This window comes from Paenibacillus sp. E222 (assembly GCF_013401555.1).
Lineage (GTDB): Bacteria > Bacillota > Bacilli > Paenibacillales > Paenibacillaceae > Paenibacillus.
The window spans coordinates 1,774,171-1,786,785 of record NZ_CP058552.1; the positions used below are offsets into that span (position 1 = coordinate 1,774,171).

11 protein-coding genes are annotated in these 12,615 nt (G+C 44.6%); all 11 read left to right on the plus strand.

Annotated features, from left to right (window positions below; translation table 11 throughout):
* Nucleotides 1-11: 11 nt before the first annotated feature.
* The 11 genes from HW560_RS07900 (at nucleotide 12) to HW560_RS07950 (ending at nucleotide 12,126) form a co-directional block, all read left to right on the plus strand.
* On the plus strand, nucleotides 12-1,253 hold the full coding sequence (locus HW560_RS07900; protein ID WP_090903412.1) for a radical SAM/SPASM domain-containing protein: 1,242 nt from the start codon (nucleotides 12-14) through the stop codon (nucleotides 1,251-1,253).
* A gap of 10 nt (nucleotides 1,254-1,263) precedes the next feature.
* Nucleotides 1,264-2,922 carry an ABC transporter ATP-binding protein gene (locus tag HW560_RS07905; protein WP_090903413.1) on the plus strand — a complete coding sequence of 553 codons (1,659 nt, stop codon included), beginning with the start codon at nucleotides 1,264-1,266 and terminating at the stop codon, nucleotides 2,920-2,922.
* A gap of 329 nt (nucleotides 2,923-3,251) precedes the next feature.
* Nucleotides 3,252-4,712, plus strand: coding sequence for a spore germination protein (locus tag HW560_RS07910; protein ID WP_257031992.1), 1,461 nt, complete (start codon nucleotides 3,252-3,254; stop codon nucleotides 4,710-4,712).
* A gap of 4 nt (nucleotides 4,713-4,716) precedes the next feature.
* Entirely contained in the window at nucleotides 4,717-5,916 is a 1,200-nt protein-coding gene (locus HW560_RS07915) for a Ger(x)C family spore germination protein (RefSeq protein ID WP_177185832.1), read from the plus strand.
* The gene (locus HW560_RS07920; RefSeq protein ID WP_090903416.1) at nucleotides 5,909-6,130 is read left to right on the plus strand and encodes a hypothetical protein; all 222 of its coding nucleotides are present in this window, start codon (nucleotides 5,909-5,911) and stop codon (nucleotides 6,128-6,130) included. The genes HW560_RS07915 and HW560_RS07920 overlap by 8 nt, the downstream gene beginning before the upstream one ends.
* Nucleotides 6,131-6,183: 53 nt before the next feature.
* A complete protein-coding gene (locus HW560_RS07925; RefSeq protein WP_179262681.1) occupies nucleotides 6,184-7,389 on the plus strand; it encodes a GerAB/ArcD/ProY family transporter in 1,206 nt (401 codons plus the stop codon).
* A 129-nt stretch (nucleotides 7,390-7,518) separates the two neighbouring features.
* Entirely contained in the window at nucleotides 7,519-8,355 is an 837-nt protein-coding gene (locus HW560_RS07930) for a uroporphyrinogen-III synthase (protein WP_179262683.1), read from the plus strand.
* Nucleotides 8,356-8,607: 252 nt separating this feature from the next.
* Nucleotides 8,608-9,330, plus strand: a complete 723-nt coding sequence (locus HW560_RS07935) for an SDR family oxidoreductase (protein WP_256222253.1) — start codon at nucleotides 8,608-8,610, stop codon at nucleotides 9,328-9,330.
* Nucleotides 9,331-9,365: 35 nt separating this feature from the next.
* Complete coding sequence (locus HW560_RS07940) at nucleotides 9,366-10,004, plus strand: ThuA domain-containing protein (protein ID WP_090903419.1); 639 nt, start codon at nucleotides 9,366-9,368, stop codon at nucleotides 10,002-10,004.
* Nucleotides 10,005-10,077: 73 nt separating this feature from the next.
* Nucleotides 10,078-10,455, plus strand: a complete 378-nt coding sequence (locus tag HW560_RS07945; RefSeq protein WP_090903420.1) for a phasin family protein — start codon at nucleotides 10,078-10,080, stop codon at nucleotides 10,453-10,455.
* On the plus strand, nucleotides 10,456-12,126 hold the full coding sequence (locus HW560_RS07950; RefSeq protein ID WP_179262685.1) for an ABC1 kinase family protein: 1,671 nt from the start codon (nucleotides 10,456-10,458) through the stop codon (nucleotides 12,124-12,126). It begins immediately after the preceding gene.
* Nucleotides 12,127-12,615 lie beyond the last annotated feature (489 nt).

Here is a 12,615-nt window from a genome sequence, read left to right on the forward strand (position 1 = left end):
GTGGTGAGTCGATGTACTTTAAATTGAATCCGGAAATTATAATAGTAAAGGAACTGGATCAATACACTTTAACGGATCTCATATCAGGAAAGAAAGCATATTTTAGAGGGAACGACATGATGGCATTCGAAGAATTATTAAGTGATAGAGCAATCGATTTGGATTTACCTGAAGACCATATACTTCATAACTTACTAGAACAGAATTTGGGATCAATATTTGAAGGGAAAGTATTTGTGGAAGAAATAAAGACAACCCGAGTAACAACATTGAAATACGATAAATTGGTACCGTTCCATTTGAATCGAATTGTTATTGAATTAACGGGGGAGTGCAACCTTAACTGTAAATTCTGTACCGAAAGTACTATTGTGTATAGATCTTGTGGCTGTAAAAAATGGCCGAATGAACAGAAAATGAGTTTTGATAAGTGGAGGGATGTACTGAAACAGGCTATTAAACTAGGGATTAAGGAGTGTTTCATTTCAGGAGGAGAACCTCTTGTTGAGAAAGAACTTCTACAAAAAGTAATCTCATTTCTGACTATGCACAGCATTAATATAACTTTGTTTACAAACGCTACAATGCTTGAACAGGATATGATTCACTTTATCAAACGGAATAACGTTTCACTCGCACTTCAGTTGTTTGGAGATGATGCGGAAGTATACACAAGAGTTACCGGAGATGAAGAAGCCTATGGGAAGGTTAAGCGGGCTATGGAGATTATCGTAAAAGAACAGATACCCTATACTACTTCTGTAATTGTATGCTCATTAAATGAGGAGTCTGTAAATAGAATTAATAATAATAGTAATGAAAACTTGCAAAAAATATATATATATCCATCTAATGATTTTTATTCACAGAAATATCTACAGGAAATGTACAGTCCCTTGAGTAGAGAATTTCCAATCAACATTCAGTCAGTACCGTACTTAAAAAAATATAATAACTGTCTATATGGACAAATATTTGTTTCCTCCGAAGGACAGGTCTATCCATGTATGATGATGAGACAATTCAAGTTGGGGGATTTACGCTCTGAGTTATTATGGGAAATATTTTTCCGCAAATCCCATAAACCATTCTGGGAAATGTCTAAAACACAAATTGAAGGTTGTTCAGATTGTCCAAAAAACTTATCTTGTTTTGATTGTAGAGCTTTAGATAGCTTTAAATCCGAAAAATTAAACGGCATGTACTATTGTGAGCGTTTGAATACAGGGGTTAAAACTTGTGAACTGAAGTGAGGTATCTGGGATGGGCGATTATATGAAAGTTCTCTTTGTCTATATGAAGCAATTTAAAGGTAAGCTGATGATAGCTGTTTCATTGCTCATTGTTCTTTCGGCATTGTCTGTTATACCAGCTTTGCTTATAAAAAATATATTTGACAAGGGGATTTCACAGAGTGATTTTGGTTATGTCGTCCGCTTGGGGTTAATTCTAGCCGTCATTTATATTGTTAAAAGCACTTTGAACTATTTATCTAATGTGGTATTTACTAATGTTAGCCAAAATATTCTTCTGAATCTTCGTACAGACATATCTTCGAAACTGCTTAATTCACCAATGGACTTTTTTGGGTTATATTCAAGTGGGTATTTGACATCCAGACTGAATGAAGTTAATGCTATTGGTGGCCTCATTTCAGCAAACACATTTAAAGTCATACTAAGTTTTTTTGAATTGATTGCAACGTTCATTATCCTTATTAACATCAACATAAAATTAACATTAATTCTGTGTCTGCTGATGCCGGTATATTACTTCATATCTAACCGATACCTGTTATCCATACACCGTATTTCTTTAGACGCTGCAGAGAAGAGTTCAATCCTTAATGAAAAGATTCAGCAGTCAGTCCAGGGAATCGAAGAGGTTAAGCATCTTTCAGTAGAAGACAAGGAAACGAAAAAAATCAATACGGCTACTAAGGATTTGGTGAATACAAGTATTAAGCAATCTATTCTTTACTCCGTTGGTATTGAACTAATTGTCCTGTTAGGAACACTATCTTCTGTACTCTTAATTATCCTTGGGGGAAGAGATGTAATTACAAGTGGGATGACACTCGGGGGATATATGGTGTTTATGAATTACTTACCTAAAATGTATGCACCTGTTCAAAGTATATCAACAACTGCTCTGACGATACAGCCAGCATTAGCCAGCCTGAAAAGATTGCATATTTTCTTGGACCAGGTCGGTGAGTATGATGATGATAAGAACAAAGTAGACTCTATTCACAAAGTTGAATTTCGAAATGTGTCATTCCGGTATAATGAGGAACAAGAACATGTTATTAATAACGTTAAATTCAGTCTTAGTTCCGGGGATAAACTTCTCATTAAAGGGGAGAATGGCTCCGGGAAAACAACCGTTTTCAGGCTAGTTACGGGGCTTTATCAGCTCAAAGAGAACAACGGCGATATTCTGATCAATGGTGTGTCTATCCGTACACTTGATAGACGTTCTCTTCGTAAAAAAGTGGCTGTAGTTTCTCAAAAAATATATTTGTTCAATAATACAATCGAGAACAATATAAAATATGGAGCAGAACATATTGAAGTAATGGAGTATGAAAAAGTGCTTCGAATTACGGGGCTGGACAGGATTATGGAGTCGTTCCCGGAGAAGAATAACAAAATGATTGAAGAAAATGGAAAGAATTTATCGGGAGGGCAAATTCAAAGAATTGCTATTGCGAGAGCCTTATTGAAAGGGGCAAGTGTCTTGCTTTTTGACGAAGCAGTCTCTCACATGGATCATGAAGGGAAAAATAGCATCAAGGAATTGATCCAACATCAGTTGTCAGATCACATCTGTCTGATTATAGACCATGGCAAGGAATTTGATGATGTATGTAACAAGGAACTGATGCTGGAGAAACCGACGGCAATTCATTCGGAAGTTTAAAACTGGAAAGATAAAGAGCCCTATTTAAGGGCTCTTTTTGCATACTAGGTCAGCCATAATAGTATTGCTCACTGCTTACTGTACTTTAATAATTCACTTTCCGAGGAGAAATGTGTTCAACAAGATTCGAAAAAAAAGACCACATAATTCCGCATGATCTGGCACAAGCTACCTTGTATAAAAAAACAGGAACGGAGGGGCGGCATATGGCAGACAAAACATCAGGGAAAGATGGTTCCAAGGATTCAGAAAAGAAGAAACACATCCCCTTGGGGCTGCCGTCTCCCCCTATTCTGAGGCAACCGATAGGACTTTCACATGAAAGCCATATGTTGGCACTGGAAGACATTTTCTCAGATTGCTCGGATGTGATCTTCCGCAATGTCAAGATTTCACCTGAAGTGGAAGGTCTGTTGGTGTACATCGAAGGCATCGTGAATTCGACGGATATTCAGGATCATATGCTTCGGCCTTTAATTCGTGGTCTGGTCGAGCAACGTACGGATGAGCCTGCGTCTCCTCTGGATGATACACGTATCGCCCTGACGCAGGTGAAGAAAGTAGATACCTGGGCGGATGCAGCGGATGGGGTGCTGGAATCCTCCGCGCTGCTGTTGATCAACGGAAGTAAGCAGGCTTGGCTATTTAACGTCAAGGGCGGCGTCCGGCGCGGTGTCGAGGAACCCCAGACCGAGTCGGTTATTCGTGGACCACGCGAAGGCTTCACCGAGACATTGCGCGTCAATACGGCTTTGCTTCGTTTTAAGCTGAAAACTCCTGCACTGAAGATGTTAAGCATGACAATTGGAACCGAAACCAAAACCAATGTAGTACTGACCTACATCGACGATATTGCCGATCCCAAACTGATTAAGGATGTCAAAAAACGACTCAATAAAATTAAAATTGATGGCATTCTGGAAACGGGATATATAGAGGAACTTATTGAAGATCATCCATATTCTCCTTTTCCGCAGATGCATTATACCGAACGTCCGGATACGGTGGCGGGCAACCTGTTGGAAGGTCGGTTTGCCATTTTTGTAGATGGCAGTCCGTTTGCCCTTATTGCGCCAGTTACCATGTGGCAGATGCTTCAGGCCAGTGAGGATTATTACGAACGGTTCTTCATCAGTAATCTGGTGCGATGGATTCGATTTCTGTTTGTTGCCATCGCGCTATTTCTACCTGCGCTTTATATCGCGATTACAACGTTCCATCAGGACATGCTGCCCACGACTCTGATCCTGAGCATTGCCGGGGCAAGGGAAGCCATTCCATTCCCTGCACTCGTTGAAGCCCTCATTATGGAGCTGTCATTCGAGGCTTTGCGAGAAGCGGGGGTCAGGTTACCCAAAACGGTAGGTCAGGCCGTCAGTATTCTGGGGGCACTTGTGATTGGACAGGCAGCGGTTCAGGCGGGAATCGTGTCCGCGCCCATGGTTATTATCGTATCCATGACAGGGATTGCGTCATTCACGATCCCACGTTTTAACTTTGCCATTACGGTACGTTTATTGCGTTTCCCGATCATGCTGCTTGCTGGTGCGCTTGGCTTGTATGGCATTGTAATCGGACTGGTGTTGATCTCCGTACATCTAACGCAAATGACCTCTTTTGGGGTGCCTTATCTGTCAGGTCTCAGTCCCTATAGCAAGACGGATACCAAGGATATTGTGATTCGTACACCATGGTGGAAGATGATCCATCGTCCATCAACGGTTCATCGTGACCAGCAGCGGATGAATGAAAAGATTAACGGTTCTCCTGATGCAGAGGAAGGGTGGTAAGCGCATGGTTCTCATCCGTAAACGACGTGCGATAGCCGTACTGCTCCTATGTACTATGTTCATATCGGGATGCTGGGACCGGAAGGAAATTAATGATATCGCTTTTGTGATTGGGATTGCTATCGACAAAGAAAAGGACAATTACAGGTCCAGCCTTCAAATTGCTCTTCCAGGCCAATCTGGTTCTTCTGGAAGTGAAGGAGGCGGCGGAGGCACAAGCGGGGATAAATCGTGGTTCATGTTATCTAATACAGCCAAAACCTTGCGCGGAACATCCGTTGAAGGCCAAAAGTCACTCTCTCGTGAACTGTATTATGCCCATCGGCGCACCATGCTGATTGGTGAGGAACTCGCACGAGATGGTGTGGCCCCCATGCTTGATTTACTAACACGTTATCCGCTTAACCGGCTTTCAGCGTTACCCATTGTGACTAAAGGATATGCATACAAAGTGCTGGATACTGACGCGCCAATCGAAAAATTCCCTTCCGAAATGGTACGCGAACTGTGCTTTCTGAATATGCGCAAACCGCGTTCACTCAAGACATTCACGGATGCGATTCTTTCCGAAGGAGTAGATCCATTTCTTCCGGTTGCTTCGACTGCTGACAATGTACCGGGCAACTGGAAGGACGTCAAGACGAACATCAAGTTGGATGGAATCGCCATCTTTAAGAAGGACAAACTGATAGGCATGATTGAAAAAGAACCTGCTGGTGCACTTATACTGGCAATGGGTGAAGCCAACGAACCAGAAGTGATGGTCAAGGCTCCGCGTGGAAAAGGTGATATTTTCATCAAATTGAACGAAAATAACTCTTCATTGCATCCTCATGTTGAAAACGGAAAAGTCACGGTGACGATCGAGCTGTATGCGAAGGGTGTCTTGGTAGATAACGAATCCAATTATGGTGATTTGCGAGACCAAGAAATGAAGAGCCTTACTCAGGCCCTTCATAAGAAAATCGAAGAGGACATTAAGGAAGGGGTCAGACTGATTCAAAAACAATATCCTGCGGATATTTTGGGTCTGGGCCGTTCCATTCATCAGCAACTCCCCCAGGAATGGAAAAAAATAAAGGATCGCTGGGATGATATTTATCCAGATGTAAAGGTAATCGTAGTGCCACATATCCTTATTGAAAATGTAGGGGTTATCAATAAACCGATTGGATTACAAGAGGAGGATATTGTCCATGATTAAGCCGCTGCTCTTCACTTATTTGGGTATGGTTATTGCCGTAATCATCATGGACTTCAAACATGTGAAGCAGGCAGCGGCCATTAATCGCTGGTTATCCTACGGACTGATCGCTGTCAGCGCCGGAATTTGGTTTTATGTAACCACCTTGAGCAAAACCGTCTTTGTCTCCACATGGATTACCCAATTGGTTCAACGTTGGCTACCGTTACCGTAAGGTTATCTAACGAATTTTGAAGCATAAATGATCAGACAGAAAGGAGGTATTCCATGAATCAAAATGTGACCAATCGTCAGTTGGTGCTGCTCATCATGCTGCTCAGCATTACAGGTACGTTGATGCAGCCCCATGCACAAGCCATTTTTTATGCTGAACAGCACGCTTACTTATCTTATATACCTGTGTTTCTTGTCATGGTGGCATCCCTATGGATGTTAAGCCGTGTTCAGCGACGGTTCCCCGATCAGGATCTGTTTGAATCTCTGGTGGAGCGATTCCCTTTTTTCGGTCGTATGACAGGTATAATGTATATCCTGTTTTTCCTCTTTATATTTGCCCGCGATATCCGGCTAATTGGTGACTATATAAGCATTACCTTGCTGGAGACGACCCCGATTTCCATCATTGTATTGACCCTCTTGGTCATGGCTGTCTTTATCGTGAGGGGAGGGTTGGGATCCCTAATAGGAATGTCCGAGCTGTATGTTACATTGTTTGTGCTGAATTCATTAATTTTGCCATTTATGCTCATTAAGCAAATTAACATGGACAATCTCATGCCGTATTTTGACATCGATGTTGCTGGTGTTGGCAAGGGAAGCTGGTACATATTTTCCTTTTTTGGTGAGATGATTGCCATCCCATTTGTAGTTAAAGGCAGTGATTTTCGATTCAAGTCAGTCATGGGAGGGATTACGTTCGCAGCCCTGTTAATGATGCTGATTATCATCGAAACTATCTTGGCGGTGGGGGTACCCATCGCATCCAGACTGGTATATCCCTCCTATGAGCTTGCAAGACAACTGCAAATCAGTGATTTCCTTGATCGGTTTGACCTTGCATTAGCAGCGGTAACGCTACCTACGTTAATTACAAAGATTGCATTTGACCTGTATTTTGTATGTTGGGGCCTGAAACGAATGATTCCGAAGGTCTCAGGAAAAGTCATGACAGGGCCGGTTGCGTTGATCGGGTTTGTCTGCGCCTTCTGGTTTTGCAAAAACGCCGTTCAGCTCTTCCGCTTTACACGGGAATGGACTTGGATTGGGATTCTGTTCGAGGTGCTGTTACCCATCATCATTTTCATATTCCTTCGTCCCCGCAAAAAGGGGATGAACGACCGGAAGGCAACGGATGGCACAAAGCCGAAGCAGCACTCCAACGAGGAGAAATCAAACAAAACATCACAGGAACGAGATGAATCTGACAAAGGGAAACGGGAAGGACATCAGGGTGGAGAACTACAGCCTTCCTGATATATTCCATCAAAAATCGTTATAGATGAACCGCCGAAAAGAGGGGAAACTCGGTTTCCCTCCATAGAAGTACCCTGTATACTGTAGTCAGACTGATGACATTCGGCTGAATAAACGGGGGGAACATGGATGGCTCAACATTTGGCAGGTATACGCGTAGCATTGACAGGACCACGAAAATCCAAAGAGATGTCCTTGCTGGTTGAGAAATTGGGCGGGATTCCACTAGTCCGGCCTGCACAGGGAACTGTTTTTCTGGACGATCGTAACATTCGGGATGGTCTGGTATCCTGGATATCCGATCCACCAGACTGGACGGTATTAACCACAGGTATGGGATTGGATGCTATTTTTGATATGGCTGAGGATATGGAAATTGCTGATCAATTGCTGGACGTATTATCGGCATCCTTGATTGCTGCAAGAGGGTACAAAACGGTTAATGCACTCCGAAAACGTAAACTGACCCCGCTGGTGCGGGATGATGATGGCAGTACAGACGGGCTGATTCGTGAATTCGCGCCTCATGAACTTGCGGGACAGAAGGTCATGTTGCAACTGCACGGGGAAACTGCGCCCAAGCTGGTCGGGTGGCTGGAGGAACAAGGGGCTCAAGTACGTCAGGTGCTTCCATATCGTCACGTTCCGCCCGAAGAGGGCGAGCTGGAACAGTTGTTGAATGAAATTTTGCTGCATGAGGTCGATGCTGTCGCGTTTACAAGCGGACCCCAAGTGCGGTTTTTGGTTGAATATGCGGCGTCAAAGGGCAAGCTCGAAGCCATGCAGGAAGCCTTCCGGCAAGGGGTGGTGCCTGCTTCGGTGGGCAGGGTTACGGCAAACGCGATGCGTGAAGAAGGTATTGAGGCACTCGTGGTCCCGGAGGATGAGAAGATGGGGGCACTAATCGTAGAACTGGGGCGTTATTACGCTGCCCAATCTGCGGACAAGGCCCATCATATGCAATAAGATGTGATGCCGCCTGTACTCCTATCGAAGTGTTAAATGAAACGCATGTAAGATGCCAAATGGTTCCCGGTTCTGGTCTGATATATGGATCAGAACTTTTTTATATTTTCTATAAGCTGAACGACTCTGATTCATGGTAATTCACCTGAGACTTTGGTCGTGAAGTTAGTTGTACCCATTCATAATTAAAGGTTTTTGGATAATAATGTGGAATGAATTAAAGACAGATTAAGCTTGTGAGGGAGGGACAGCATGATGAAAACCGTATGTGTTACCGGGGCGGCACGTGGACTGGGACTGGCTCTGACGGCACAAATGCTGAAGAGAGGTTATATCGTTTATGCGGCAGGGTTGGACATGGAAAAGTCCGAAGGGATTCGTCTTCTGACGGATGCCTATCCTAAACATTTGCGCGCCATCGAACTCGACATTGCGGATGATCTGTCCGTAGCTTTGTTCACGGAAACACTGAAGCTGGATACAGAGCATTTGGATATGCTTATTAATAATGCGGCTATACTAGGAAGTATTACGGATCATATCCGCGGACCGTTAAACATGGCGGAGATGGCAGAAGTATTTAACGTCAATACTTTGGGAACATTGCGCGTGACTCATGCCCTGCTGCCCCTCCTGCTTCAAGGGGAAAACAAGCTGATCGTCGATATCTCTTCGGAGGCAGGTAGTATTGAGCAGTGCAGCCGGGATGGATGGTTTGCCTATTGTATGTCCAAATCAGCGTTAAACATGCAGGCTCGCCTTGTGCATAATGGTCTGAAGAACGAGGGTGGACAAGTGATGCTGATTCATCCCGGGTGGGTACAGAGTTATATGAGCGGGGAATTGAATACCGCTGCAGACCTTACGCCAGATCAATCGGCTCAGCATATCACAGCACTCATTGATCGCCATAAGGAGTTCATGGGAGATCAGCCCGCGTATGTAGATTACAAGGGGGAAGCCCTTCCTTGGTAATTCTGTTCTAGGTAATTTGAAAGGAGTTTTTATTGATGGATCATCGTAAAAAAGCGTTGTTACTTGGTGATTATACTCATCCGGACTGGCATCCGCTGCAAGGAGTGGATGCGGAGATCAGTCGGATTTTTCACGATACTATGACTGTGCAGTGCAGTGAGAATCGCAACATGCTGCTGCAAGAAAATATAACCGGATTTGACGTGTGTATCTCTTACATGGACGATTGGAAGGGGAAAGTCTCTCCACAGCAGACAGCGGGCTTATTGTCCTATGTTAGTAATGGAGGTGGACTGGTCATCATACATAACGGGATTTCGCTCCAGAATCGTTATGAGCTGAAACAGATGATCGGTGCCAAATTCCTGCATCATCCACCTTATGCACCACTGGAGTTCACAGTAACGACAGAGAGTCATCCAGTGACGGAAGGCATATCGGGATTTACGATGGAGGAAGAGCCTTATCAGTTCGAGTTTGGTTCATTTGCCGAAACGAAAGTTCTGCTGGAGTATCAATCCGAAGAAGGGCCAAAGCCCGCAGCTTGGGCGCATAGATACGGCATTGGACGCATTGTTTACCTTATGCCAGGACATCATGTACCTTCGTTTGCACATGAAACCTATCGTCAGTTGATTTTGCAGGCAGGAAAATGGGCTGCACGTTACGTATAGCGGGACCGTTTCTTTTGTGTGCGGATGAATTAAGGGTATACTATAGAGATCAACGAAGAGGAGGATGACAAGAATGAGCGATTTGTTCAAAAAGGCAATCTCGTTAGGGCTCGGTCTTACTGTTGTAAGCAAGGAGAAAATTGAGAAAACCGTGGATGATCTGGTCAAGCGTGGGGAACTGGCGCCTGGTGAATCCAAAGCGTTGGTCGAACGCCTGATGGAACGGGGCGATGAAGAACAGGGCCAGTTCAAAAGAATGATTCATGAACAGGTTAAGCGCGTCCTTCAGGAAGTGGGCGTTCCATCCGAGAGTGATGTAACCAGATTGGAACAGCGTGTTGCCGTCCTTGAGAAAAAGCTTGCAGAACTGGGTCACACACCACAGCTTCAACCTGATGTATCCCCAGCTCCACTTGAAGTTCCTCCTCTCAAAGGAAACGAGATCGAGTAGATGGCTGTGCGAATCAAACATGTCGGCAGATACCGGGAAATTGCCATGGCGCTGGTGCGTCATGGCTTCGGTTATATGGTCGAGGAGCTGGGTTTGTTCCAGTTGCTGGCCTTACCCCGGCGGTGGATGTCGCGTGAAGCCCACACCACCAAGACGCTGAGTGAACGCATACGACTTGTGCTGCAGGAGCTGGGGCCGGCTTTCGTCAAGCTGGGGCAACTGGCAAGCACAAGGGCAGATTTGTTGCCCGAGTCTGTGATCCGGGAATTGGTGAAGCTGCAGGATCAGGTCCCGCCGTTTTCCTCGGAGACGGCACGGGGTATTTTGGAACAGGAATTGGATACACCGCTGGAGGACATCTTTTCCCGGTTCGAGGATACCCCTGTGGCTGCGGCTAGTATTGGACAGGTGCATCTGGGCAAACTTCGAAGCGGTGAGGCCGTAGCTATTAAAATCCAGCGGCCCGGCATATCGCGTATTGTTCAGCGCGATCTGGATATTTTACGAGAATTGACTGCGATGGCGGAGAAACGCTGGGATTGGGTGAAGCAATATCAGATCCCGCAAATGGTAGAAGAGTACGCCCAGGCACTAATGGCCGAGCTGGATTATACAGTCGAGGGCCGTAATACGGAGAAGATTGCACAGCAATATCAGCAGGATAACAAAGTGAAAATACCAGTGATCTACTGGGATCAAACTTCCTCTCGTGTGCTCACCATGGAGTACATCGAAGGCATCAAGCTGAATGACCGTGACGAGTTGATTAAACGTGGGCATGATCTCAATAACATTGCTCAGCGACTGGTAGATTCATTGTTGAATCAGATTTTCATTCATGGATTCTTTCATGCCGATCCACATCCGGGCAACCTGATGGTGTTGAAGGATGGCAGGCTGGCCTTTATCGATTTCGGCATGGTGGGCAGTCTGAGTGATGAGATGAAGCAGCATCTGGCTTCGCTCATTATCGGATTGATGCGCAAAGATACGGACAGCATGATCCGGGCAATTGAGAAGCTGGGCATGATGCCGGATGATATGGATCTGCGAGGGCTTCATAGCGATCTGGACAAGCTGCGCAGCAAATACTACGATATTCCCTTTTCCAAAATAAGCGTGGGTCAAGCACTGAATGATCTGTTCGGTGTGGCCCAGCGACATCGGGTCGTGATGCCTGCCGACATTCTTCTGCTAGGGAAATCGCTGCTCACCATGGAAGGTGTCATCGAACATCTCGATCCTTCCTTAAGTATCGTGGACATGGCCGAGCCATTTGGTCGAAAGCTGATCAAGGAACGTTTCAATCCTGGGAGGATCAAGAATCGTCTGTTCCGCAGTGCGGCGGATATGGCCGAGAGTGTCATGGGTCTTCCGGGACAGTTAAGACAGATTTCATCAATCATCAGCAAAGGAAAGCTGCGGTTGGAGGTCAGCGTACCTGAATTGGAAACACTCCTGCGCAGGCTGGACCAGATTAGTAATCGGCTGTCTTTCAGTATTGTACTGCTGGCATTTTGTATCATTATGGTCGGGTTGATTATCGGTTCTTCGATCAGTCACCAGTCCACCATGCTATGGGATATTCCGGTCATTGAGATTGGTTTTCTGGTAGCCATTCTGATGGTGGCCTTCCTGCTATATTCTATATTTAAATCGGGGAGATTTTAGATTAGTAACAAGACCCGTAAAGAGACTTTTAAAAAGGATCTTTGCGGGTTATTTTTATTTGTGAAAGGGAGAGGTTTGTTTGTCTAGCAATTACAGGAATCTTGGCTATGTTTTATCTGGTAAGCTATTTATTAAACAAAAACCGTCGGGCTAAAGGATAGAGTCGCAACCAATTTTTATGAGAATAGTTTGTTTAAGAACAGAGTATTTCCGAGTTAAATAACGCAAGATTAAGATAATACGAGATATGCTCCTGTTTTTTCAGTTCAATTGTATTAGTACATATCGCTTCCTATGACTATAATAATAGGTCAGTACATTAACGGACCCGGTTTTTCTGAGAGGGGAAAACCTAGAGAAATTGTGATTGGCTCACAACGTCTCGAAAGCAAGACACCTGAATGCTGTAGTGGAAATAAGAGGTGCACACTGGAACGGATGAGACATGTTCAGACATGATATCGGATAACATATTCGGATCATGTTCAA

Coding starts and splice junctions, on each gene's coding strand:
- HW560_RS07930 (WP_179262683.1), top strand. CDS start 7,519: ATGGCTCAACATTTGGCAGGTATACGCGTAGCATTGACAGGACCACGA.
- HW560_RS07925 (WP_179262681.1), top strand. CDS start 6,184: ATGAATCAAAATGTGACCAATCGTCAGTTGGTGCTGCTCATCATGCTG.
- HW560_RS07920 (WP_090903416.1), top strand. CDS start 5,909: ATGATTAAGCCGCTGCTCTTCACTTATTTGGGTATGGTTATTGCCGTA.
- HW560_RS07900 (WP_090903412.1), top strand. CDS start 12: ATGTACTTTAAATTGAATCCGGAAATTATAATAGTAAAGGAACTGGAT.
- HW560_RS07905 (WP_090903413.1), top strand. CDS start 1,264: ATGGGCGATTATATGAAAGTTCTCTTTGTCTATATGAAGCAATTTAAA.
- HW560_RS07940 (WP_090903419.1), top strand. CDS start 9,366: ATGGATCATCGTAAAAAAGCGTTGTTACTTGGTGATTATACTCATCCG.
- HW560_RS07950 (WP_179262685.1), top strand. CDS start 10,456: ATGGCTGTGCGAATCAAACATGTCGGCAGATACCGGGAAATTGCCATG.
- HW560_RS07945 (WP_090903420.1), top strand. CDS start 10,078: ATGAGCGATTTGTTCAAAAAGGCAATCTCGTTAGGGCTCGGTCTTACT.
- HW560_RS07915 (WP_177185832.1), top strand. CDS start 4,717: ATGGTTCTCATCCGTAAACGACGTGCGATAGCCGTACTGCTCCTATGT.
- HW560_RS07935 (WP_256222253.1), top strand. CDS start 8,608: ATGATGAAAACCGTATGTGTTACCGGGGCGGCACGTGGACTGGGACTG.
- HW560_RS07910 (WP_257031992.1), top strand. CDS start 3,252: ATGTTGGCACTGGAAGACATTTTCTCAGATTGCTCGGATGTGATCTTC.